Genomic DNA, 24,173 nt, shown 5'->3' with positions numbered 1-24,173 from the left:
ATAAAGATAATTAAAAAAGATAAAAATACTATCTTAATTTTTATCTTTTTTTTCGCTATCGGATTGTAATTTTATATCTTTTGCAAAGTTAAATTTTTCTTTTAAGTAGTCTGTTGCCTTTTCTGTACTACCGAACATCAGGACCAGTACACCAAACATTATCATAAAAAAGATTAGACCTCTGAACACTACTGCAAGTATCACTGCAGCTATACACAACCCTATGATTGTTGAAGGACTCATATTTTCTACAGTATCTTTAACTGAAAATGAAGAAATAAAATTTTTTACCGTTTCTTGTATACCCTTTAATTCATCACTCGCCGAACTTGCTTCGCTAGAATATGATGCAAAAATGAAACTTAATAAGGCTATAAAAACCAAAACTTTATTCAATTGAATGCGCATCAACTAAACACCTTTTAAACATTCCTCAAATATAACAACTTTTATATCAATAGGCAAGAACTGAATTCACTTATCCACTACAAGTAACACATATTTAATTTTTACCGCTGTGAACATGCTGTAAGCTCTTATCATCAACAAGAGGACTCACATTAATGGATGTTAATTTACTTGATAGGAAGTTTGAATGCAATTCAGCTACTGCTGCTATAGCAAGCACTGCAACCATAGCAAGTAGTCCTGCTCCTATCAATCCTGATGTCATTGCTCCTGCAACAATGCACCCTATTGTGGAGAGAGCACAACCTGCTACAAATGCAACGTGAAGATTTCTGTTATTGGGTTGGTTTTTAAGTAGGATATCTTTCTTAACTTGATCTGGATTTGCTTGACCATCTGAGTTTTCATTTTCTTGCATTTTTGGCTCTTTTTTTACAGTCTGCTCTGGCTGCACTTGAGTCTCGTTTTCTTTTGGGGATTCCAAATTTGATTCTAATAACTCAGTTTTTTCTCCACCCTCTGGTTGTAAGCCATTATCTTCTTCAACAGAGCTCAATGTTGAGTTTAAACTTTCCTCAGATGAAGTGCTTGCTATTGATGTTAAACTGTTTTTTCTACTATTTATTGGTGATATCGAGTTTTTTTCACTCAGTCCAGGTGAGTTTATTCCACTATCTGAACCACTACCGTTACCAAGCTTAGGAGTTTTTATATTCTTCTTTAATTGCTCCATAACTTTACTATATTTTCTAGATACCTCTTTCGGAATATCTAATTGGCCAAGTATTTTAGTATCACCACTTTTTTTCTCAGCTACATTCAAGGGTGTTTCTTGTGTGTTGTTTTGCTCTTCAATATGTCCTAGCTGCATTTGATCTTCAATATTTTCTTCAACAGCATTTGGTATTGAGCTTACACTGCTGCTCCTGTTAGTAATATCCAAAATTGTTTTTACTATTTTTCCTCTTTTTGTTTGTGGTCTTTGTGATTGTTCTCTTTCATTGTTAAATACTGTAGGTACAGCTAGTTCTTCTGATTTTATTACTTCATCTTTCAATGCAGGAAGAAAGTTTTCGATATAATACTTATAATGTTTTTGATATTCCTCTTGTTTTTCTGGTGATTTTTCTAATTGTTCTCTCAGCGATTTTTCTAATTCAGTTAATACCTCAGGACTAGCTCCTTCCTTGAACAACTCTATGCATTTTTTGATAGTTCCATCTCCATTTTTTTTTGGGCTTTCATGATTATGTGTTTTTTTTGTTACCTTTTTGTATATAGTGTCGTGCAATTGTTGGTTAATAACTTCTTTATTATTCTGAGGTTTTTTTAAAGTACCTGGCATAGACTCCTCCATACAAATAAAATGTATAGATACCTCTTTAGCGTTAATTTTACATTAAAATTGGATAATTATGCCATATTATGGATAATTAATGGCAACTTGCTTATTGTGAGGTCGCTTAACTATTTGCTTTCTGGGTTTTCTACTTCTACAGATTTGCTCTCAATATAATTGTTTGCTTGTTGAACTAACATATCCACTACTTCTTTTACAGGCTTTTCCCTATCAACCATGCCAACACTTTGACCGGCCATTAAAGATCCCGTTTCAACATCTCCTTCAATCACTGCTCTTCTTAAAGCTCCAGCCCAGAACTTTTCTATTTCAAGCTGCCCATCTTCTTTTGAGATCTGTCCCTTTTGGTATTCATCAATAACTTCTTTTTGACGCTTCATAAAGTCATCACTTGCTTTGTTGGCTATAGCTCTTACAGGAATTACAGGAAAATCAGCACTTATCTGTACAGAAGGTATTGCATTACGTGCGGCCGATTTAATAAACACTTCCTTGAAATTTTTGTGGGCAATTGACTCATTAGTGCAGACAAATAATGTACCTATTTGACAGCCACTTGCTCCCATTTCCAGGTAATTAATTATCATTTCACCTCTTCCTATTCCACCTGCAACAAACACTGGTATTTGTTCATTTTTAAAATGAGGCAATATCTCTTGTGCAAGAACAGAAGTGCTAACTGGACCTATATGCCCACCTGCTTCCATTCCTTCTATTATTAATGCATCTACTCCCATTTTTACTAACCTTTTCGCAAGGCTTAATGCTGGTGCAAAGCACATAACTTTAATGCCCGCACCCTTGATTTTTTCTATATTAGGCTTTGTTGGCAGTCCACCGGCAAGCACTATATGGCTCACTTTCGTTTCAATACACACATCTATCAACTCACTCAACTTTGGGTGCATAGTAATTAGATTTACACCAAATGGCTTGTTAGTTAATTGCTGCGTCTCTATGATTTCTTTTTTTAGCAAGTCTGGAAACATTGCACCACATGCAATCACACCAAAACCACCAGCGTTTGAGATTGCTGAGACCAAGTTTCTCTCTGAAACCCAGCTCATAGCACCACCCATTATAGCAAACTCACTGCCAAGAAAATCTGTTCCTTTTTTCCAGAGGCTACTTAACATATAACCTATATCATGCGTTTAAAAATGTTTTGTTTATCTATAAATGTGTGCTTCAAAGCGCCAAGTATATGTAAGATTATAAAGAGTACCATAAAATACGCAAACATCGAATGTAGCTGATTAGCTGCGTTAGCTAGATCTTTGTTTTGATTAATCAACAAAGGGATATGAAAAAAATATTTGATCTGTTTGCCAGAAGCAGAAGACATAACATAGCCAGATAGTGGCATTAGCACCATTAAAGAATATAAACCAAAGTGTACTGTTTTGCTTACATTGATTACAAATCGAGAGAAATTTGCTGGAAGTGGTGGAACATAAGTAAAGACGCGAAAAAATATGCGTACTATGATTAATCCAAGAATAGTGATACCGCAAGCCTTATGAATAGCGTATATGTTGAACTTAATTTCATTGCTAAGTGGTAAGCTTTTCATATAAAGTCCAGAGCAAAGCATACCGATAATAAAAATAGCCATCAACCAATGGATAACCCTTAAACCTAGGCTATATTTATCGTCTTCCATTTTGATTACCCTAAAGTAGCATTTATATAATAGAAAAACTATTTTTCAATCAAAATTATTAAAGCAATTTAGATTTACCGACAATGTAAATTCAAGAGCAATCCTGTCATTCAGAACATAGAAACGAAAAACTTCCTTGACAAACTCCGCCAGCCCCCTTATCATGAAACTGAAGCTATTGTATTTGCTTTCGCCAATCTGCAGATTAAAAGGTAAGGATTACTTAATGTATCGGCGTCTTATGTTCAATTTTTTGCAGTATATAGATACTGTATGTCTTTACAAAACTTCATCTACATCTAGATTTTTATCTAAATAAGCTGAACGCGCTTATAAAGCGTTACAAGACATCAAAAAATGCCAATACTCGACAGAGATAGTAAAAGACTAGCTAACTCGGGGATTCTTTGTCTTTTTTTCTGCTTAGTAAATTTCTTAAACATTTGCAGCGTAGGTTAGTTGCAATTAAAAGCGGCTGAATCTCGCTTGTCAAGAGTTTAAAACATAAAAAACGCCAATATTTTAAAGCGGATAATAACCACGGGGCTTCTTTTGCCTTTTTTTTCGTTTGGTAAATTTCTTAATATTTATAGCTAACATGAAGCTAAGTACGAACTTTGTTAAACACAACAAATGGTGTCATTCCAGTGCTCCTGTGATGTCATTCCAGCGCGTGACGCTGGAATCCAGGAATTTTATTAAGTTGGTGAGCATAAAAATAGCTGTTTTACGTTAAAATACAATGTTTTGATGATTATGGAAAGGCTGGATTCCAGTGTCAAGCACTGGAATGACACCATAGGGGCACTGCCATCATAAAGGAACCAGTGTCAGCTACTTAAATGACATCATAGGGGTGCTGGGATGACACCCTGACAATCGTCATCCCGCTACGTGTTAGCGGGATCTAGAGATACCGCGAATGAATCGCGGTATGACGGTTCGTGGTGGCATGACGATAAAGTTCCAGTGTCAAGCGTTTGGCATGCAAATTTCCTTAAACGTTCGTAAGCTTAAAACTTTACTTTAGATCAAACTGCTGTATAGTGACTTTATAGCTTCAATTTTGTAATGAACATACCTAGTATAGAAAATTGTGATCTTCACAATAAAGCCGTCTTACTTAGAGTTGACTTCAATGTTCCTATAAAAGATGGAGAAATTCGTGATGTCACTCGTATTTTGAGAGCATTGCCTACTATTCAGTATTTAGTGAATGCGAGTGCAAAGATTATTATTATATCACATTTTGGACGCCCAAAGGCCAGAGACAATAATCTGTCGCTAAAAAATGTAATTGACACTTTATCGCAGTTACTAAATAAAAAAGTGAAATTCATTGACGATTGCGTTGGTGAAAAAGTACAAAGAGCAGTAAGTGTTATGGATGCAGGAGATATAATATTACTAGAGAATCTAAGATTTTATAAAGAGGAAGAGCAAAGTGACTCAAATTTTGCCAAACAACTAGCATCTCTAGCGGATATATATGTAAATGATGCATTTTCTTGCTCTCACAGAGCTCACGCTTCTATTTCACGCATTACAGAATTTTTACCCTCTTATGCAGGGTTTTGCTTGCAAGATGAGCTAAAGTATCTTGAAAAAGCTGTATCGTTTAAAGCTAAACCTATTACTGCGATAGTTGGGGGAGCTAAAATATCAACTAAAATAAAAGTGCTTATGAAGCTAACAGAAAAGGTTGATTACCTAGTTCTCGGTGGTGCGATTGCTAATAATTTTTTGTCATTTAGCAAAGTAAATATAGGAAAATCTTTCTTTCAAAATGGTGTTGACGACCTTCTACATAATATTGTTGAAACAGCAAATAAAAACAATTGCAAAATAATTGTACCGGAAGACGTTTTGGTTGCAATAAACTCTGATTACAGCACTAGTATTTCAAGAAAAGCTGAGTCCATTTTGGACAGCGATGTAATTTTGGATATCGGACCACAAACTTTGAGTATAATAAGCAGTATAATAGCGAGCAGTAAAATTCTATTATGGAATGGACCTATTGGTGTTTTTGAACATTCAGCTTTTGCAAGTGGTACAATAGGAATAATGAAAGTCGTAAGTGACTTAACGCACAAAGGAAAGTTAACCAGCATAATAGGGGGAGGTGATAGTCTATCTGCAATAAGCGCTGCAAGCCTTACTGATAAGGATTTTACATATGTTTCCACTGGTGGAGGAGCGTTTTTAAGTTGGCTGGGTGGTGACGAAATGCCGGGAGTTGCTGCTCTGCAAAAATGATTAGATTAAAACTTTTTTAAATTGTTTCTTGTAAGCTAGCTTTTTTGTGAACGTGATTATGTCGAAGACAGTTAAACTAATTTTGTGTTTAATAATACCAATAATAGGATTTATTTTTTATATTAAGGATCATTATTTTCACACCGGCTATGTAGAAGAAAATGTTGAAGTCAATTTTGAACCATTTTTCAGTTCACAACCAGCCACCGTTTCAGAATTAACTGACTTCGATAGAGGAGTGTTGAAAGTTTGTGGAGATTGGGGAGCACATCCAGATAAAGAAGATTTCAAAATTTTACTTAGTTGTCCGCAGCATCAAGAAGTAGTGAAAGGAATATATAAGTGATTACGCCAGATGCGGATTTGGAGTTACTTAAAGATGAACTGGCTAACATTTGGTTTACAAATAGTGGAAGTGAAAAAGAAACTATAGGGTTTGGACATATTTTTTGTGGTGAGCCAAACGATAAACTAGGTGGTATGCATTTTGTAGGTAGATATGTTGAAGCTCAAGAGGATAAATGGGCAGTTGGCATCCTATGCAATAAATCAGATATTAAGCCGCCAGTTTATACATTTGGAATGAAATATTTAGGTAAGGATGGGGAAGTGAAAGTTAAATGCCCAAATGGATACGCATATAACCTTCATGCCGATAATTTCTGCAACTAAGGCGTTTAAGGAATTAGGAAAAGATGGAATGTGTCTATATGAAATGGAAGATGACAATTATCAATCAGTGTTTGTAAGAAAGAATGATGCTATACTCACGTTCTATCCTGACTTAACACCAAAATGTGATGATAAGAGTACTTATTGTAGTTGCAGTAAATCTTAATTTCAAAACCAATAGGGTGAACAAATGATAAAAATGCTATAGGGTGGAGCAAATCCAAATGAGTTAAAATTTTGATTAAAGGGTTTTGTGAATAATAATGAAGAAGGGCATTATTCGTCTAATAAAAGCAATTCAATACTCTTGTGAAGGAATAAAATCAGCTTTTATATCAGAAATTGCGTTCAGACAGGAGTTACTGCTTTTTATAGTATGTGTCTCAGTTTTGTTTGTTTTGGATGTAAGTAATCTAGAACGTGCAGTAATGATAAGCAGCCTATTCCTGGTGTTAATTGTGGAAATTGTTAACACTGCTTTTGAAACGACAATTGAGCGTATTTCCAGTGAACAACACATACTTTCAAAAAAGGTGAAAGATCTAGGTAGTGCAGCAGTTTTTCTTTCATTAATTAACTTCCTGATAACATGGATGATAATATTGATAGGTTAATACGAATGTTATTAAGATATGTTGTCAAACTCACCAATTAAAGTTTTTATATCTTGCGGTAAATCAGAGACAAATTCCATGTATTCCTTACTTTTTGGGTGGTATAAGCCCAGTGTATAAGCATGTAGTGCTTGTCTATTGAAATTACGAATGAAACTAGAGTTTTTAGCATATTTTGTGCTTTTACTACTATTTTTTCCATAAACTTGATCACCAACTATGGAATGTCCTATGTGGCTCATGTGGACTCGAATTTGGTGCGTTCTACCTGTTTCTAAAGTGCATTTAACGAGGCTTGCTTGTCCTATAACTTTCTCTACTGAGTAATGAGTGATTGCTAATTTGCCCGTTGTTTTTGTAACACACATCATTTCTTTATTACCACGCTTTGGAGCAATGTTAGTTTCTATAGTTCCCTGCTGGGAAGATAATGTTCCCCAAACTACTGCTAAGTATTCCCGCTTTATTTTGCGATTCGATAACAATTCAGACAAAAAACTATGGGCTGCTTCATTTTTTGCAATTACCATTAGCCCACTGGTATCTTTATCGAGTCTATGAACAATTCCTGGTCTCACATGGGTATATGGGATTTTACCAAGGTGAGCGATAACTGCGTTCAAAAGCGTATCATTGTTTGTCCCAGCACCTGGATGTACCGTTAATCCACTTTGTTTACTCAGAACTATAATGTCTTCATCTTCATAGACGATATTAAGTTTTATGTCATAATTAGGCTCAATTGATGTGGATATGTCAGGTTGAACGAGATGCACCACATACTCTTCATCTGGTTTTACTATGTAGTCATTATTAATTATCGGTGTGCCAAGTAATTTCACCTGCTCATTTTGTATCAATCTTTGCGCTTTGCTGCGTGATATGTTGCATTTTTCAGCTATATAGGTGTCTAACCTTAATTTCTCTTTATCATTATTAACACTTAAGGTTATTATTGAGTGATCTATAGTGATTTACCCCGCGCCATTTCCCATGCTGCTTGAACATTTGGGTCTGTAAACATTGTTGCACTAGACTCAATTTGCAGATCACCTTGTTTTTTAATATGGCAAATTGTTTGAGAGCCATCTTTCCAGTAGATTGTAACTTTATTATCAAAATCTCGTAATGTTGCCTCAACCTTTTTTTCTTTATTATCTTTTTCTTCCAGCTTAATAGATTCTAATAAATAATATAGAAAGTCACTTGGTTTGCCGTTGATTTTTTCTTTCCATTCATCTGTTTTTTCTTGTTCAGATTTTTTTTGCTCTAACTTTTCCTTCTTTTGCTGCAGCTTATTTTGTTCTGCTTCCAGCTCTAACTTTCTAACTGTGTCACGTAGTTCTTTGACTTTATTTTCTAATACTAATAATTTATTAGTATTATTTCCATTGTTAGCTTCTAAATCAGGCGTACTTGGTTGAGCTTGCTTCTTTTTTATTTCTTCTAATTCATTCCTTACTACGTTTAATTGCTCCTTCAATTCCGTTTTTTCCTCTTCTGTATCCTCTTTTAACTTTTTTAGCATGCTAAGGAACTCGTTATTATTAGACTGCGTAGTTGATTGAAGCCAGCCTACAAAGCGGCTTGGTTCAAATCGTTCAATTTTATCTTCAGCAATTTTAATAGCATTCTCTAACCTAGAAAAAGTACCTTCAATATCTAGTGAATGTGCTTTTTTTGTCAATTCTTTAGTGTTGTTTAAAACTTCTGAAATTTCTGCATGTAGCCAATCTAAATCTTTTTTGATGTCTTCTCTGATTTTTTTTAGGTGATCAAGCGTTTCTTTAATGTTAATATTTGCAGGCTTTAAAAGACTATTATCAAGTAAATCGCAAGCTTTTTTAAGGTTACTGTCAAATGAGTTGCAAAGCGTACTAAGTAGTTTTTTCATTAGAGATATTAGTTCATTTTCCCTTTTACCAAGCTTATTTTCTACTACTGATACAACCATGCCCTTTCCAGACCAGTATGGAAATAGAAGACCTAAAGAACTGTGTTTTCTAATAGTATGATTTTCATGATCCACGCTATTACTTATTAGATTGCTAAGTGTTGATATGATGCATAAAAGAATAGCGACTAATAAAGCTATTAATATTATTGGAGCATTAATGGATTGTGATATTGCTGAAACTACTATAATAGTACCAAATACATATGATCCAGTAAACAAGAGAATCCTATTTCTATTTTCTGCTTCTATATCTTCTAGTATTTCTCTCTGCGTCTTAGAAATTGGTAAAACTATTGAAAGCTTTTCCCCCTTTTTATCTAAATTTGTTACAATTTCAATTTTTTTAGCTTCTTGAGCAATCTGGCTGTACTGTTCATCAACTTGATAGTTTCCTATTTTTTTATCTATTTCATTCTCTTTTATTTTTTGTGTATTTATAAAGTTTATAACAGCAGTAAATAAGAGAACTATAAGAGGAATAAAGGCAAGAGGTGCTGGCGTGAACGCAAACCCAGCAATACTTACTGTAACAGGCTGAATAGAAAAGGCAGTAAATGCTATAAGAGTAGCAATGGTACTTGCTATCGATATAGTACCAGAATACTTTCTTATAGAGCTCAAAATTCTACTGGGCTGGTCAGAAAGTTTTCTAAATCCTAAAAAATCAAAATAGTCTTTGAAAGGATCTTTAGTGTCTGTAACCATAACATTTTTCTAGTTTAAACTTATTTAGGTATACATTAACCAAACCTTAAAATCAAGTTTCTTAATTTTTCAACATGTGCCAAGGCCTATTGGAGCGCACTGTATTAATCTTTACGTAACGATTTGTTAACCAAACAGAATGTGTGCCATACGTTTCTAGATCAGCATGTTTAATAATTTTAGCGTTGCAAGCTGAATAGTCGAATTCACTTAATTGAATTATTAAATCAACTTTATCACAATTTTCTGAAATATCTTCTTTTTTATAAGCAAGTAGCACTGATTTATTATTTCCTTTATTATATATACAATCATAATCTTCACACTGTAGCCTTTTATTTGAATTGTTATATTTTGTATGATTCAAAATTTGGTTCTGTCCGTTTTGCTTTGCCCACGTTTTGATAACAAAATTTCTGCTTTTTCTAGTGAGAGAATATAGTAAGTTATCACTCTCCTTTGCAGCAACATTATCAGCATTTATTAGGATGTCGGGGGTTTTATATGCAGCGCTAAAGCAAATACCTAGTACAATAAAAAAAAATCCCAAAAAACGCCAATTTCTTTCCCACAAGCACAGCCACAATAACCCAAATGTTATTATAATAATTGATGAGGCAGGAAAAGTACGAATGGGAATAACCAAATACTGAAGACTAGCGATAGCGTTTGTTATATACAAAATGCTGTCAATTGGGCGTTCTACAAGTGGCGCTATAATCCATTCAATACCGAAAGGAATCAACAAAACATAGATTATTCCAAGTGGAATAATAATTAATGTAACTATTGGTATAGCAACTAAATTTGTGATAATGCCACTAATTGAAAAATAATTAAAATTATATATCGTATACGGAACAGTTGCTAAACTTGCTATTACTGAGCTGATCATTATCGACACAAAATATTTCATTATTTTTATTTTGAATAATTTATTAGCATTAATTTGATAACTGGCAACCAGTGCCAAAACAGCAGAAAATGACATCTGAAAGCCTGGCTTTAAAATTGCTTCAGGTTCTATGATAAGTATCACTGCAGCAGCAAACGCAATTGCTATTAACCCTCGATATTTTCTCTCTATCATTATTGCAACGAGTACTAAAATCACCATGATGTAGGCACGCTGAGCAGAAATTTGCATACCGGTAATCAACAAATAAAACGTGGTTGGCAAGATAGTAAGGAATGCAGATATTTTCTTGGTGTTATACTTAAGAGTCAAAGTTTCAGATATTGCGAATAAATTACGAAACACTACAAAAAACAGACCAGCAACGAATGATAAATGCAAACCAGATATGGCAAACAAATGTGCTATACCTGAATCTCGTATCGCGTCCATAGTTTTTTGATCTATGCCATCTTTTTTACCGATCAGTAATGCAGAGATTATATCCGCATGTGGTTTCTTGATATTTTGCTGCAGGTTTTCATAAATGTATTGACGGAAAGATTCTATATATTCTTGAAATTTCCTTGCTTCAGCCTTTTTGTGCAGGGCTATTTTGCTTGTTGCAAAGCCTGTTGCACTTATTTTCTGGTAATATGCTATTCTTGCAAAATCGTATGCATACTCCGAGGGCGCAATCTTTAGAGGGAAGAGTTTTGCTGATAATTTTACTTGATCGCCTATTTTAATGCCTTTTTCCACTTTGGTTCTAACTGATATTCTGATGTTATCTAGAGCTCTATCCGGTGTCATTCCAGCGCGTGACGCTGGAATCCATATCTTTTTTTTCTGGATCCCAGTATCAAGTACTGGGATGACAAAAGGGGGCGCTGGGATGACAGGAGAGGATTTTGAGATAGTAGGGGATTTTTCAACAGAAAGCAGAAATTGTTTATATGAGCCCCTGTCGTTAATATCCTTCACTGTGGCAACGATATCTTTTACATATCTCTCTTTATCAAGAATTTGAGTATCAACTAAAGCTGTTCTTAATTTACTAGCTGTAAATCCTATGAGCACTGCAATTAAAGCGATACACAATATCGCGTACCTTTTATACAATATTGCAATCAAAATTAGTGTGGGTAAAAGCAAAAGAAAAATAGATATGCAGCTTGGTTCAAAACTTAGGGAAAAATAGGTTAGAATTCCTACACACTGAAAAACAGGAAACCACAGTATCAAGTTATATTGTTCATTGCGCAGATTGTTACGTATATAACTAACTATTATGTCAAGAAAAGTTAATAAGTGTGTCGATATTTGCATGTGGTGAAATTTTATTTTTCTTTTTTCATTATTTGTATATATAATAACTAAATAAGCAACGACGCGGGATGGAGCAGCTCGGTAGCTCGTCAGGCTCATAACCTGAAGGTCGTAGGTTCAAATCCTACTCCCGCAACCATTTTTAAGGATATAGTTGTTCCACTTTCCAATCGCTTCCCTCAACAAGAGTGTATCTAAATCTAATATGCTTCCTATATTCACCTTCTTGCCAAAATTCAATTACTTTTGGGATTACGCAAAATCCCACCCAAAAATCAGGACGAGAAACTTGTGTATTGTGAAATTCTTTTTCCTTCAATTTTATAGCTTGCTCAAAATCTTGCCAATCTTTCAGAATGCTCGATTGTTTTGAGCACCATGCGCTAATTTGACTACCCAGCGCTCGAGAAGAGAAGTATTTGTCAGTTCTTTCATCGTTTAGAAGTTTAACCTCTCCTTCAATTCGCACTTGCCTAGCAAATTCTATCCAATGAAACACTAACGCAGCTTTGGGGTTCTCAGTCAATTCTTTCCCTTTTTTACTGTTTACGTTAGTGAAAAACACAAAACCTTCTTTGCTATATTCCTTTAGTAATACCACTCTTGCAGATGGAATACAGTCTTTGCTACAAGTTGCTAGCGTCATTGCAGTTGGTTGTTCACACGGAGAATTAAGTACTGCTTTGTACCACTTTGAAAACAAATCAAATGGATCTTTTTCAAGTGAAAATATCATATCAAAAAATAAAATCTTAATTCTGGCACGCGTTGCAAAAATAAGTGCTACGGCCATTTTGTCGTATAAGTGTTATGATATTATTGCAAATCTTGCAAGGTTTTTGAACTTTACCATATACGTAAAAGTTATTTTGAAAGTATCCAGCAGATCCAGATGGCTGTGCATAATCTTTCAGTGTTGAACCACCTGCAGCAATTGCATCACTCAGAGTATTTTTTATTTCAGCAGCAAGTTTTTCGCACTCTCTATAGGTCAAGTTTTTTGCTGACCTGAGTGGTGATATACGGGCTCTAAACAAGCTCTCAGAAGCATATATGTTGCCTACGCCAACTATTGATTTATTGTCCATTAACGCTGATTTGATATTCACTTTTTTGTTTTTCAGCAACTCCTGTAAATAGTCTCCACTGAATTCATCCGTGAGGGGCTCTATTCCAAAATCGCTAAAAAAATCCGTTTCTTGTTCTTTATTTAAAACGATAACTAATCCAAATCTTCTTGGGTCATTAAAAATTATTGAAGTATTGTCAGAAAATAAAAATACCACGTGATCATGCTTATTCCGCATTTGATCGTGGTCAGCATATATAAGCTTTCCGCTCATGCCAAGATGTATGATTACAGCCACACTACCATCTGTATTCCAGATGGTATACTTACCTCTACGCTTGATGTTGCGTATGACTTTGCCCTTTAGCATATCATCAATATTTTTTGTTATTGGGGCACGTAAATTCCAATTATTCACTATAACATTACTGATTTGCTTGTTTTTAATTTTATCAAGCAAAAAATTAGAGATTACTTCCACTTCCGGTAGTTCTGGCATGATACCTCCTTCAAAACTTAAGTTTCTGATGGTAATTTTGTCGTTCTCAAATACATTCGAGTATTCTGCGGTGCTTTCTCCTAAAAATTCCTCACCACAAACGAGTTTTGAAAGGGTTCTCTGTCTACTCTGTTGCTGCTTTTTTCTTTTCAAAATATTTTGCTTTAAAGCTTTCGCTAATCTTTTTTTCTCCTCTTCTTTTTCCTTATTCTTTTTTGTGTTATTCATCATCATAATATATAAACTTGCCGTTGTAGCTCAGGTGGTAGAGTACGTCATTGGTAATGACGAGGTCCCAAGTTCGAGTCTTGGTAACGGCACACTGATTATACTTATAATATTGCATAACTTGTAAGCAAGGCTTAGAAGAAAGTTACAGAGGTAAGTTGTCATGCTTTTTCCATATCCTTTCTACCTTCTTGTTTTTGAGTAGCTCTAATGCTTTACAAAAGTGATACCTTGTTTTACTTGGCACTATAATGTCATCAATGTATCCATATGATGCAGCAAAAAATGGGTTAGCAAATTTTTCTTTATATTCTTTAATTAACGTTTGCTGATCTTTTTCGTGTCGAAATATAATCTCAACTGCACTTTCAGGGCCCATCACAGCTATTTCAGCAGTTGGCCAGGCATAATTTATATCACCTTTTAGATGTTTCGAATTCATAACAATGTATGCACCACCATACGCTTTTCTAGTGATAAGGCTAATTTTCGGCACGGTCGCTTCAGCGTAAGCGTAAAGCAGTTTCGCTCCGTGTTGTATTATATTATTGTATTCTTGATTTGTACCCGGCAAAAATCCTGGAACATCAATAAGTGTGATGATCGGAATGTTAAATGCGTCACAAAACCTTACAAACCTCGCAGCTTTTCTTGAAGAATCAATATCCAAACATCCTGCAAGGTGCATAGGTTGATTTGCAACAATACCGACAGTATTTCCTCCAATTCTACCAAAACCAGTTATGATATTACGAGCAAAATCAGGTTTCAGTTCAAAGAAATTCCTTTCATCACAAACTTTTTCAATGAGTTCATACATATCATAAGGAGTATTAGGATTGGTAGGAATTAGAGTGTTTAAGGATTCATCAATGTCGTCAACATCATTACAGATTGGTGCAGATTTTGGTGATTCTTGATTATTTGCTGGTAAGAAAGTAAAGAATTCACGCATTTTTAGCAGCATTTCAACATCATTATTGAATGCAAAATCCGCTACTCCTGTTTTGCTTGTATGAATTTTTGCTCCACCGAGGTCTTCGAAACTTACATCTTCGTAGGTAACCTTTTTTACTACATCTGGCCCGGTTATAAACATATATGAACTGTTTTTCACCATGAAAGTAAAGTCAGTTAATGCTGGGGAATAAACTGCACCTCCTGCACATGGGCCCATAATTAAAGAAATTTGTGGTATAACACCCGATGCATTTACGTTTCTTTGAAAAATTTCTCCATAACCAGCAAGAGAATTTACTCCTTCCTGAATTCTGGCTCCACCAGAATCATTTAGTCCGATAATTGGAACTCTGGCATTAATTGCCATATCCATAATTTTGCATATTTTTTTTGCATGTGACGCACCAAGTGAACCACCAAAGACAGTAAAATCCTGAGAATAAACAAAAACTTTTCTGCCATAAATAGTACCATGACCAATCACTACCCCATCACCTAAAAAATTAGCATTTTGCATGCCAAAATCATTTGCATGATGTTTTACGAATTTATCGTATTCTGCAAAAGAACTTTCATCGAGCAATATACTGAGCCTTTCTCTAGCAGTTAATTTCCCTTTTTCATGTTGTTTGGTAATCCTGTCAGAACCGCCTCCTTTTTCAGCTTCTAGTGCTTTGGTTTTTAGATTTTCTAGTATTTTAAAGTCTTGCATACAATAAAGTAGTTTTCAAATTAGTTGTAGACTTTATTAAGTTTACAAACCCTACTAACTATACACATACACTATTGCTATATGCAACAATGTATGTATGATAATTGTTAATGCTCTGGTGATTCATGGTCACTACTTTGAAAATGTTGCGATGTGTCAACACTTTTCATATTAGAAAGAGGTGGACTAACTGCACTGCTTTTCGTTTGTGCAAAACTTTTAGCAGCTTCAACAACCTTGCTTATACGAGGTTCTTTTTCTAGCTCTTTTAGGTACTTTGAGAAGATTTCACAACTTTTGTCATCCATATGTACCATTATTTTACCAAAACTTTCAGCTTTTTCAGAAGATAAAATCATTTCGATCTTTTCATCGCCTACCCTAAAGGTCATTTTTACTTTGCCTTGCATACCATGATATTGCCAGCTTTTTATTCAGATTAGATTATCTCCTTCTCCTATTCGCAATGCACCATATTCTAAGTCCTTAAATTCCGGGGAGTTCATAAATTTTGCAGGAGTGATCACACTTTTTTCTGGACACTGTACATAATAAAATTTATTATCTCTTTCTACTACAATTTCTTTTTTTTTGTCATTTTCAATACTATCACTTACAATTTGTTTTAGACGTGACAAATATTCGCCGCGTTCTTTCAGTATATCTTCTGGCAATAATCTCCGAACTTCTTGGCTCACATCAGTGCCTGTTGAAACTATAGTATTTTCTAAAATGAATGATAAATTTCCATTATGGTATTACCAACCAAAAGTTGTAAGTCTGTATATTTATGCATTAAAGGTCTGAGGCGGCTTTTGATGGTATTCCAACAATGCTCTATAGGGTTCAAATCTGGTGAATATGTTGGTAGATAGAGCAAACGGCATCTAGCATTATCTATTAACTCCTTTGTTTTGGGAGTTTTATGGAATGTGGCATTGTCCATAACTATTGTAGTACCATGTGGCAATTTAGGTAATAACATCTTCTCTAACCATGTATTGAATACCTCTTTGTCACACCCACCTTTGAAAGTCATTGGTGCAATAAATCTCTTTCCAATCCACCCGCCTATTATACTGATTCTCTCTCGTTTTCTTCCTGGAATATCTGCATAAATTTTCTTTCCTATTGGAGCACGTCCATACTCTCGGTATAACCTATTATCAACTCCTGCTTCATCTATATATAAGATGCTGGAATGGTCTATTTTTGAGATTTTATCGGTAAATCGCTGCCTATCTTCTTGATTGCGCTCTTGATATAGTGTAACTTTTTTTTAAAGTAATTCTTAGCTGTTTCAGCCTATACCAAATTGAATTTATTCCAAATCCAAGATTTTGTTTCATCTCTGCCAGCGTATGATCTGGATTCTTTTTAACATATTCTTCGAGTATTTTTGGGTCTATTTTTCGAATAAAGCTGCCGTTTTTCGATGGCCTTAGGCTTTCACCAGCGGCTTTCTTTCTTAACCAGCGGTACAGAGTTGCTATTCCTATCTCCAAAAGCTCTGCCACCTCAACCTTTGACTTCCCTTTTTCTATCATCGATACTGCCCTTTCCCTTAAATCCACACTATACGCCATTATAACTCAAATAGCTTATTATACCTTTATCATTTACTTTGGGAAGTACTATAGATTAAACATTTCTAACATAAGAGGCCGTAGTTTTTCTTTTCCAGTCTCAGTAACATTTTTATCTTGCTCCATGAGGTGGTATAAGATCAGTATCGAATAATCTATTATTGATGACTTTTTTCTCCTTGGAATACATCAACACTAAACATGACCTTGTGCTTTTTTGCATCGTCTATAGATTTTTGAAGTCTCTTTGCTATGTTTTCGATAGCTTCATCATTAGGTAAGTGTTCAGGCAATGGCATCAACTTAAGGAAAAATATCAGCGATAGTGTATAAAATTTCTCTCTAAATTTTTTATCATTAAATTATCCAAAGAGTGCAAGGGACAGCACTTTTGTTTCTGTTTTATTTCAACAAAGAAGTCTAAAATGTGTCCTTTTTAGGTGAAATATGCAAAAAGGAAAAAACCTTATTCTACAAATTAAAAATATAATATACTCGAAAACTTTTCAGAAAATCCATTGTGTTGAGTTTTACACGAACAAGCTTTTTCGACAGTATTTTCTATGATTTTAAAGTTAGTTAAAAAAAGTTTGGGAATAGAATGTGAACTTATGGAGCCATTGACATGTACCCTCAAAGCAAGCTTTTTCTAAAGCAAGATATAAGATTTGCCATACAGGCTTTCAAGAATTTAAGCATCCAAACAGCCTATCAGGATGAACCTGAGTTGGAGAGGCTATAGACTTATTGCAGCAGATGTTTCTGGTATGAGATTACCCAGCTCTGGGGAAATTGTATCCGAGTTTGAACCAAATGGAACAACAGGCACCATTGGCAATTTGTTTGTTGATTTGTGTACTTCGCTGATTTGTAGTGCTCGTCTTGCAGCTTGGAATATAGGTGAACAAACGTTGGCGGCAGAGCAATTACCCGAAGTTATCACTCAAATGCGTTTATTAAATCAAGAGAAATTATTATTTATCTATGATCGTCTTCAGTAAAATTCATTCAGCAGCATTATGATTTGGAAGTAGATTTTATTTTTCGCTTGCAAAAAAGAAATTATAGTAAGCTATGGGAACGCTGGCGAATTAGATTTTGATTTTATATTAGAAAATGAAAAGCTAAAAAATAAAATGAAAGGACAGAAAGTAAGAGTTATAGTGCTGACATTAGCCAACTGAGAAACAGAGTTTTTGACCGAGACTTTGGAGCAAAGCTTATGTGTTAAGGTGGCACATAGAGGAAACGACTCAAAGTAGGAGCAGAGTTAGAGAATTTTTCTGGAGAGGCTGTATTACAAGAATTTTGGGCAAACTTGGTCATGTGCAATATATTATCGCTTCATATATGTGATGCACAAGGGCCTTGGAACCCAGATCAAATTACTGAGTATCGTTTAAATTTTTCAGTTTTATTTAGTGTAATGAGACAGAAACTCTATCAGGTACTTATTGCGCCAAAAAACTTTCAAGCCCTTTTTAAGTATACGCGCTAAAGTTAAAATCCGACCGGGACAGCCGCAATAAAGTAGATAAGCCTAAACGCCATCATGTCTTTAGGAGAGTTTGCTAATGAAAGTTCTTAAGTTGACGTCATTGACTGTTCCGATTCGTTATATGACATAAGAGCATCATATATTTCATGCAATGTATTTGAGATGTTTTTTTCCATATGTTGATTAATATGCCCATATATTGTCGTCTCTTCCGAACACTCTGTATCTTTATGTATATGATTTTGTTGCTTTAATCCTTCTCTATCTACACTCTCTATTTGCTCTGACACTAGCATAACTACCTCATATTTTACATAACGAAATAAAAAAATTCTAACTGTAGTATGCTTATATAATCTACGAAGTCAATAGTTAAATTGAAAAGTTTCGGTTATAATTTACTTCATATAGAACATGCCCTTGAATTATGCTAAAAATCGCCATAGTAGGCCTACCAAATGCTGGAAAATCGACCCTATTCAACAGATTAGTAGGAAGAAAAGCAGCAGTAGTGAGTAACATTCCAGGAGTGACAAGGGATAGGCGAGAGGGAATGGGGAGAATTAGCGATTTGGAGTTTAAAGTTATAGATACAGGAGGATGGAACGACCAAACTAGTTTTTCACTGCAAGTTATTGAGCAAATAGAGTTTTCTTTATCCAGTTCAAACATAATTTTCTTTCTTGTTGACGCAAAAGTGCAAAATGAGCGAAATAAAGAGTTTGCAAAGTGGCTGAAGAGAAAAATAAATAAACCTGTGATACTGATAGCAAATAAATGCGAGAGTCATAAATCCGAAAATGTTGATTATTTGCAGTTTTTTGATTTTCTTGGCCCGGTGTATATCTCTGCCGAGCATAATCTTGGCATGGTTGATCTTTATGATGCATTAGCTGGTGTTATTGAAAATTTTAACGAGAACACTGAGTTACCTAACAATGAACTGAGTAGGCTGAGGATCGCGATCATCGGCCGTCCGAATGTTGGAAAATCAACTTTTTTAAATGGTTTACTTGCAGAAAACAGACTAATAACAAGTTCAGAGCCAGGTACCACACGTGATTCTGTGGATATTACATATGATCATGATGGAGAGTTAATTACTCTAATTGACACTGCCGGAATCCGCAGAAAGGCGAATGTTGTAGATGGCTTAGAATCAAGATTTGTTGAGAAAAGCATGGAATCAATCAAGCGCTCTCATGTGGTAGTTTTAATGCTAGACTCCCTAGTTGGTATTGAGCAGCAGGATTTATCAATTGGTGAAGCTGCAATTAAGGGAGGGAAAGGGATTATTGTTGTTTTAAATAAGTGGGATTTAATAGGTAAGGATGACAGAAGCAGGTTAATAAAATTTGTCAAACAACAGGAAGTAACTAGGTTATTCTTGGAAGTGCCAACTATAACAATTTCTGCGTTAAAAGGCATGCGCTGCGGTGATGTGATAGATAAGTGTCTTGAAGTGAGTGAATCCTTGAACAAGAAGATCAGCACTGCAAAACTGAATAAGTGGCTCATAGATGCTGTAGGAAAACATTCTCACCCTCTTGTAAAAGGCAAAGCAGTTAAAATGAAGTATATCGCTCAAATTGGTACTAAACCTCCAGCTTTTTCTTTGATATGTAACATACCTGAAAGTGTTGATGAAAGTTACAAACGCTATTTAATTAACGATCTCAGAAAAAATTTCTTTGCAGACGGTGTGCCAGTTAGATTGCTTTTGAAAAAAAATAAAAATCCCTATGTAAAATGAATACTCTGCTTTATACTTTCAGGGATAATTTACTTAAAGTTATGTGTAATAATTCCAGAATTCCTGCAATCTTTCTGCTGTCGAGTGCCGCTGCTCTAATTTTTGCATATGTGCTAGAATATTTTTTCAACATGCTGCCATGCAAGTTATGTACATACGAGCGAATAGTTTACTATATCGCCGGATTACTTGCAGTAGCGTGCATGCTTAAAGACAACAAAATTCTAATCTATGCAATGTTTTGCAGCTACCTCATAGGTGCAGTAATATCTTTTTATCATATAGGTCTTGAACTCCACTTATTTCATGATGTTTTAGGTTGTACAGAGCAAGCAAGTGGTAACGTTAGTATAGAAGAGCTCAGAAATAATCTACTAAATCCTAATTACTCTCCATCTTGTGACAGACCTCATTACGTTCTAGGTGTTTCCTTAGCAACATGGAATCTAATTTATCTCATAGTAGCTCTGTTCGTATCAGGTAAGGTGTATTGTGGAGAAAGAAAGAAATCTAAATAATTTAAGGTACAGCAACAATCAGTTCTTGCAACAGGCAATTAGAGTAGATCACGCTGGAGAATATGGAGCTATTTGCATTTATTCTGGTCAAAAATTTATTCTTAAGAAATCTTCTATAATCAATGAAATAATTGAAATGGAAGAGCAGGAAAAAAAGCATTTTCACTATTTTAATGAGAAAATCAAAGAGCAAAAAGTTCGTCCTACTGTTTTGTTGCCTGTTTGGCGTGTTTTAGGAGTGTCGCTTGGCGTTGCAACTGCCATTATGGGCAAAAAAGCTGCTATGGCTTGCACTGCTGCAGTTGAAGAAGTTATCGGGGAGCACTACAAAGAGCAAGTTTCACATTTAGAAGATGGGGAATTAAGAGAAACTATAAGTAAATTTCGCGACGAGGAGTTAGAGCACAAAGATATTGCAATTCAGCACAATGCTGAAAGCGCATTTGGCTACAACATTTTATCATCATTCATAAAAACAGGCTGCAAAACTGCTATTTACTTGTCTAAGTTAATTTAACTAAGCAACTTTCTTAAAGTGTTTTAAATGTTCTGATAACAACAGAAACCAGGAAGGAATTCAAGTGTAACAATTATTTTATAACTATATTTACATATCACCATTATTAATAAATAATTAGTATTTGTAAATTAAATACATCTAAAGTATAGACTGCAAAGGAGGCAAAAGTGCGTTTTAATTTAGAAGAGGGAAATGCTCTTATGTAATACCTGCCACAGGTTCACAACTGTACGAACATTCATTTTTGAAGGTAAATTGCACAGCAAATGGTGTCATTCCAGTCTGGAATCCAGAAATTTTGCTTATAACTGAGCTGATAAGCTAAAGGTAATTGTCTTACACTAAAACAAACGTTTTTAATTAAGTTGCATAGAACCAGTGTCTGGGCACTGGGATGACACCCCACTGGTGGTCCAAACTACAACGTTCGTACAGTTGTGGATTCCAGACTGGGATGACACCCTACTGATGGGCCCAAATCACAATGTTCGTACAGTTGTGGGTCAGGCTATAGGATGACAGAAGTTGACTTTATTAGCTATAGGTGGTATGACACTTAGTCAATTTAAGTAAGCAGATGATCTTAGCTACAAAAGTATTTTTTACCTCATTTGTTTTTGGGTTTATTCTTTTTCCCTATTTTATAAAGCTTCTAAAAAAAATAAGCAAAGATGGGCAACCAATTAGATCATGTGGACCAGAAAGTCATTTAATAACAAAAAAGAATGTACCACCTATGGGCGGAATAATAATACTGATTTCTTCTTTATTACCAATTTTACTCTGGGCTCAGTTAACACCAGAAATTTTGCTGCTGATATTGATAACTCTATTTTTTGCTCTACTTGGATTTATTGATGATTATTTAAAATTGAAGACAAATCACTATCGAGGTTTAAGTGCAAAAACCAAAATACTTATTCAGTTTATTGTTGCTCTGGTTGGTGTGTTTATACTTAAGCTATACTCTGCTGAATGTTTTACAAAAACGTCCCTATTTAAAGGAGTAATAATAGATTTTGGCTATCTATATGTTCCGTTTGCTGCGTTTGTAATTGTCGGCTCTTCTAATGCTGTGAATCTCACAGATGGTTTGGATGGCCTTGCTGCAACTCAAGTTATCACTTCCTTTGCTTTTTTGGGGCTAATTGCATATATAACTCAGGCAGATATGAATATTACTTTATTCTGCATTGCATTTATAGGAGCTATTCTAAGTTTCTTGTGGTTTAACACACATCCAGCAAAAATATTTATGGGTGATGTTGGTAGCTTGTCGGTAGGTGCGGCTTTAGGGTTAACTAGTGTCCTAATTAAAAGAGAAATGCTTTTTGCCATTATTGGAATAATCTTTGTAATAGAGACTCTATCTGTTATTATTCAGATATCATATTTTAAATATACAAAGTTTAAATATGGAGAAGGAAAAAGAGTTTTTCTTATGGCACCAATACATCATCACTTTGAGAAGAAGGGATGGTCAGAAAATACAATCGTTATGAAATTTTGGATAATTTCTATTATCTGTTCAGTTTTTACTATAACTTTCTTATTATAAAAACCTATGAAATACCCAGACTTTACATTAGAAAATAAATTATCAGGAGTGATAGCAGGAGTGGATGAAGTTGGAAGAGGTCCGCTAGCTGGTCCAGTAATATCCGCAGCCGTAGTGTTTATTGATAGAAATACAATTATTGATGGAATCAACGACTCGAAAAAGTTGACTCCTCAATGTAGGCAAGTCCTATATGAAAAAATAATATCCGTTGCAAAATTTGGTATAGGAATGGCAAGCGTAGAAGAAATAAATTCATACAATATCTTGCAAGCAACAAAACTTTCAATGAAACGTGCGTTGATAGACTTGGACCTAGAATTAGATTATGTGCTAGTTGATGGTAATCAACCACCTGAAGTGAAATGGCAAGTGAAATCCATAGTAAATGGTGATAATTTGAGTACATCAATTGCAGCAGCTTCAATCGTTGCAAAAGTTACGAGAGATCGGCTTATGCAAGAATTGCACAATAAGCATCCTGAATATAATTGGTATAAAAATAAAGGATATGGGACAAAAGAGCACCTTAACGCTATTGGCCTTTATGGAATTACAGAACATCATAGAAAAAATTTTGCACCCATATCTCGGGCATTATAGCCTTTACCCTTTTTTGAAAGGTATGGTTTCATTAAATAGGCAAACTGTACTCGATCCATTCCTTAAGGTAAACACTGAACTTACCCTTTCGATTATCAGGTAGTTATCAACTGTACGGAAATTTACTAAAGACTCATATCCTGCAGAATCAACCATAAAAACTGCCGGAAAATCAGAGTTTATTTTATTGAATTGTAGATATGTAAATTTTCCGTCATCAAAAACCTTAATTGGTATTATTGACTGACTACCTTTGACGTGCGAGATGGAATAATTAAAATTTAATCCCTTCTTTACAACTTCAATATCATTGATATCAGGAATAATGGTATGACTAGCTTGTTCGAAGATATCACCGTTATTTGTTGTGTAAATCTCATCACTGCTAAATAGTGGATAAAGAAACCTTACTTCATATGCTAATCTTGGATCATCTAGTCCAGTTGCTTCTTCAGCATGAAGTTCAAAGTAATAAACTCTTTTATTGGTAATTATAGTTGCATTAGTATCGGCAATATCATCTATAGGCTTAATAAACAATCTATTACCTTGAGGAAGGAGTTGCCAACCAGTTGAATCACCCATTGAAAGGTTTTGTATTACCTCCCCTGGTTCAAACAATATACTGGACTGATAACCATAAAAACCCGTATACTTATGTATAGCTTGTGGGTTATAATTTATCACCTTTATGTGATTATCTCCAGCTATTGAACGTGGCTCCTGTTTTGCAAGTGCATCACTACCACAGAGGAACAACAGTACGGCAAACAGTAAACCAATCATAATATCAAAATAAATTAATTT

The 24,173-nt window shown here is 34.8% G+C and carries 26 protein-coding genes, 2 tRNA genes and 1 pseudogene; 13 read left to right on the top strand and 16 right to left on the bottom strand.

The genetic code is table 11. The features are described 5' to 3' along the window. Window positions 1-33: 33 nt before the first annotated feature. The 4 genes from AAGD62_RS00535 to AAGD62_RS00520 form a co-directional block, all read right to left on the bottom strand. Window positions 34-408 (bottom strand): hypothetical protein, encoded by a 375-nt coding sequence (locus AAGD62_RS00535; RefSeq protein ID WP_022626145.1) that lies wholly within the window; start codon window positions 406-408, stop codon window positions 34-36. 94 nt (window positions 409-502) lie between these two features. Beyond that, window positions 503-1,753, bottom strand: coding sequence for a hypothetical protein (locus AAGD62_RS00530; RefSeq protein ID WP_155969231.1), 1,251 nt, complete (start codon window positions 1,751-1,753; stop codon window positions 503-505). Between the two features lie 122 nt (window positions 1,754-1,875). Further along, the gene (locus AAGD62_RS00525; protein WP_155969233.1) at window positions 1,876-2,904 is read right to left on the bottom strand and encodes an NAD(P)H-dependent flavin oxidoreductase; all 1,029 of its coding nucleotides are present in this window, start codon (window positions 2,902-2,904) and stop codon (window positions 1,876-1,878) included. Between the two features lie 5 nt (window positions 2,905-2,909). Continuing rightward, the gene (locus tag AAGD62_RS00520) at window positions 2,910-3,431 is read right to left on the bottom strand and encodes a cytochrome b (RefSeq protein WP_155969235.1); all 522 of its coding nucleotides are present in this window, start codon (window positions 3,429-3,431) and stop codon (window positions 2,910-2,912) included. Between the two features lie 1,071 nt (window positions 3,432-4,502). Here AAGD62_RS00520 and AAGD62_RS00515 point away from each other — a divergent pair. From AAGD62_RS00515 to AAGD62_RS00495, 5 genes are all read left to right on the top strand, one after another. After that, entirely contained in the window at window positions 4,503-5,690 is a 1,188-nt protein-coding gene (locus AAGD62_RS00515; RefSeq protein ID WP_341812736.1) for a phosphoglycerate kinase, read from the top strand. 58 nt (window positions 5,691-5,748) lie between these two features. Further along, on the top strand, window positions 5,749-6,036 hold the full coding sequence (locus tag AAGD62_RS00510; RefSeq protein ID WP_012673373.1) for a hypothetical protein: 288 nt from the start codon (window positions 5,749-5,751) through the stop codon (window positions 6,034-6,036). Beyond that, window positions 6,033-6,362 (top strand): EndoU domain-containing protein, encoded by a 330-nt coding sequence (locus tag AAGD62_RS00505; protein WP_231115837.1) that lies wholly within the window; start codon window positions 6,033-6,035, stop codon window positions 6,360-6,362. The genes AAGD62_RS00510 and AAGD62_RS00505 overlap by 4 nt, the downstream gene beginning before the upstream one ends. Next, window positions 6,340-6,528, top strand: coding sequence for a hypothetical protein (locus AAGD62_RS00500; protein ID WP_246165620.1), 189 nt, complete (start codon window positions 6,340-6,342; stop codon window positions 6,526-6,528). Before AAGD62_RS00505 ends, AAGD62_RS00500 begins: the two co-directional genes overlap by 23 nt. A gap of 97 nt (window positions 6,529-6,625) precedes the next feature. Further along, a complete protein-coding gene (locus AAGD62_RS00495) occupies window positions 6,626-6,976 on the top strand; it encodes a diacylglycerol kinase (protein ID WP_155969239.1) in 351 nt (116 codons plus the stop codon). Window positions 6,977-6,987: 11 nt separating this feature from the next. On the opposite strand, the gene AAGD62_RS00490 is transcribed toward AAGD62_RS00495, so the two are convergent. From AAGD62_RS00490 to AAGD62_RS00480, 3 genes are all read right to left on the bottom strand, one after another. Beyond that, window positions 6,988-7,950 (bottom strand): RluA family pseudouridine synthase, encoded by a 963-nt coding sequence (locus AAGD62_RS00490; protein ID WP_155969241.1) that lies wholly within the window; start codon window positions 7,948-7,950, stop codon window positions 6,988-6,990. After that, a complete protein-coding gene (locus AAGD62_RS00485) occupies window positions 7,941-9,638 on the bottom strand; it encodes a hypothetical protein (RefSeq protein ID WP_341812735.1) in 1,698 nt (565 codons plus the stop codon). Before AAGD62_RS00485 ends, AAGD62_RS00490 begins: the two co-directional genes overlap by 10 nt. A gap of 61 nt (window positions 9,639-9,699) precedes the next feature. After that, the gene (locus tag AAGD62_RS00480) at window positions 9,700-11,862 is read right to left on the bottom strand and encodes a ComEC/Rec2 family competence protein (protein ID WP_155969245.1); all 2,163 of its coding nucleotides are present in this window, start codon (window positions 11,860-11,862) and stop codon (window positions 9,700-9,702) included. A 62-nt stretch (window positions 11,863-11,924) separates the two neighbouring features. On the opposite strand from AAGD62_RS00480, the gene AAGD62_RS00475 reads away from it, so the two are divergent. Continuing rightward, a tRNA-Met gene (locus AAGD62_RS00475) sits at window positions 11,925-12,001 on the top strand. 3 nt (window positions 12,002-12,004) lie between these two features. On the opposite strand, the gene pdxH is transcribed toward AAGD62_RS00475, so the two are convergent. Next, window positions 12,005-12,598 (bottom strand): pyridoxamine 5'-phosphate oxidase, encoded by a 594-nt coding sequence (gene pdxH / locus AAGD62_RS00470; RefSeq protein WP_022626142.1) that lies wholly within the window; start codon window positions 12,596-12,598, stop codon window positions 12,005-12,007. A gap of 16 nt (window positions 12,599-12,614) precedes the next feature. Continuing rightward, window positions 12,615-13,430, bottom strand: coding sequence for a bifunctional DNA-formamidopyrimidine glycosylase/DNA-(apurinic or apyrimidinic site) lyase (mutM, locus tag AAGD62_RS00465; RefSeq protein WP_010963068.1), 816 nt, complete (start codon window positions 13,428-13,430; stop codon window positions 12,615-12,617). Window positions 13,431-13,677: 247 nt separating this feature from the next. Here mutM and AAGD62_RS00460 point away from each other — a divergent pair. Then, a tRNA-Thr gene (locus AAGD62_RS00460) sits at window positions 13,678-13,750 on the top strand. Between the two features lie 53 nt (window positions 13,751-13,803). Here the strand turns inward: AAGD62_RS00460 and AAGD62_RS00455 are convergent. From AAGD62_RS00455 to AAGD62_RS00430, 6 genes are all read right to left on the bottom strand, one after another. Next, window positions 13,804-15,330 (bottom strand): acyl-CoA carboxylase subunit beta, encoded by a 1,527-nt coding sequence (locus AAGD62_RS00455; protein ID WP_015589410.1) that lies wholly within the window; start codon window positions 15,328-15,330, stop codon window positions 13,804-13,806. 107 nt (window positions 15,331-15,437) lie between these two features. Then, window positions 15,438-15,740, bottom strand: a complete 303-nt coding sequence (locus AAGD62_RS00450) for a hypothetical protein (RefSeq protein WP_231115838.1) — start codon at window positions 15,738-15,740, stop codon at window positions 15,438-15,440. A gap of 24 nt (window positions 15,741-15,764) precedes the next feature. Then, the gene (locus AAGD62_RS00445) at window positions 15,765-16,004 is read right to left on the bottom strand and encodes a hypothetical protein (RefSeq protein WP_265032024.1); all 240 of its coding nucleotides are present in this window, start codon (window positions 16,002-16,004) and stop codon (window positions 15,765-15,767) included. A 53-nt stretch (window positions 16,005-16,057) separates the two neighbouring features. Then, window positions 16,058-16,540: an IS630 family transposase gene (locus tag AAGD62_RS00440; RefSeq protein WP_231115908.1), complete on the bottom strand. Its 483-nt coding sequence runs from the start codon at window positions 16,538-16,540 to the stop codon at window positions 16,058-16,060. 28 nt (window positions 16,541-16,568) lie between these two features. Continuing rightward, on the bottom strand, window positions 16,569-16,916 hold the full coding sequence (locus AAGD62_RS00435) for an IS630 transposase-related protein (RefSeq protein WP_155968342.1): 348 nt from the start codon (window positions 16,914-16,916) through the stop codon (window positions 16,569-16,571). Between the two features lie 158 nt (window positions 16,917-17,074). Further along, complete coding sequence (locus tag AAGD62_RS00430) at window positions 17,075-17,218, bottom strand: hypothetical protein (RefSeq protein WP_007548727.1); 144 nt, start codon at window positions 17,216-17,218, stop codon at window positions 17,075-17,077. Window positions 17,219-17,363: 145 nt separating this feature from the next. Here AAGD62_RS00430 and AAGD62_RS00425 point away from each other — a divergent pair. The 6 genes and pseudogenes from AAGD62_RS00425 to AAGD62_RS00400 all read left to right on the top strand — a co-directional run bounded on the left by AAGD62_RS00425 (window position 17,364) and on the right by AAGD62_RS00400 (window position 23,366). Continuing rightward, window positions 17,364-18,491 (top strand): annotated as a pseudogene (locus tag AAGD62_RS00425) (transposase). A 350-nt stretch (window positions 18,492-18,841) separates the two neighbouring features. Next, on the top strand, window positions 18,842-20,167 hold the full coding sequence (gene der / locus AAGD62_RS00420; protein ID WP_012673406.1) for a ribosome biogenesis GTPase Der: 1,326 nt from the start codon (window positions 18,842-18,844) through the stop codon (window positions 20,165-20,167). Then, on the top strand, window positions 20,164-20,685 hold the full coding sequence (locus tag AAGD62_RS00415) for a disulfide bond formation protein B (RefSeq protein ID WP_015589379.1): 522 nt from the start codon (window positions 20,164-20,166) through the stop codon (window positions 20,683-20,685). Before der ends, AAGD62_RS00415 begins: the two co-directional genes overlap by 4 nt. After that, complete coding sequence (locus tag AAGD62_RS00410) at window positions 20,660-21,202, top strand: demethoxyubiquinone hydroxylase family protein (RefSeq protein ID WP_006279362.1); 543 nt, start codon at window positions 20,660-20,662, stop codon at window positions 21,200-21,202. Before AAGD62_RS00415 ends, AAGD62_RS00410 begins: the two co-directional genes overlap by 26 nt. A 580-nt stretch (window positions 21,203-21,782) precedes the next feature. Continuing rightward, entirely contained in the window at window positions 21,783-22,763 is a 981-nt protein-coding gene (gene mraY / locus AAGD62_RS00405) for a phospho-N-acetylmuramoyl-pentapeptide-transferase (protein WP_155969251.1), read from the top strand. 6 nt (window positions 22,764-22,769) lie between these two features. Then, a complete protein-coding gene (locus AAGD62_RS00400; RefSeq protein WP_015589381.1) occupies window positions 22,770-23,366 on the top strand; it encodes a ribonuclease HII in 597 nt (198 codons plus the stop codon). 3 nt (window positions 23,367-23,369) lie between these two features. On the opposite strand, the gene virB9 is transcribed toward AAGD62_RS00400, so the two are convergent. Next, window positions 23,370-24,152 (bottom strand): P-type conjugative transfer protein VirB9, encoded by a 783-nt coding sequence (gene virB9, locus AAGD62_RS00395; RefSeq protein WP_010082330.1) that lies wholly within the window; start codon window positions 24,150-24,152, stop codon window positions 23,370-23,372. Window positions 24,153-24,173: the final 21 nt, after the last annotated feature.

It is taken from the genome of Wolbachia endosymbiont (group A) of Eristalinus aeneus (genome assembly GCF_964026915.1).
Taxonomy (GTDB): Bacteria; Pseudomonadota; Alphaproteobacteria; order Rickettsiales; family Anaplasmataceae; genus Wolbachia; species Wolbachia pipientis.
This window is presented reverse-complemented; position numbering and strand designations above follow the sequence as displayed.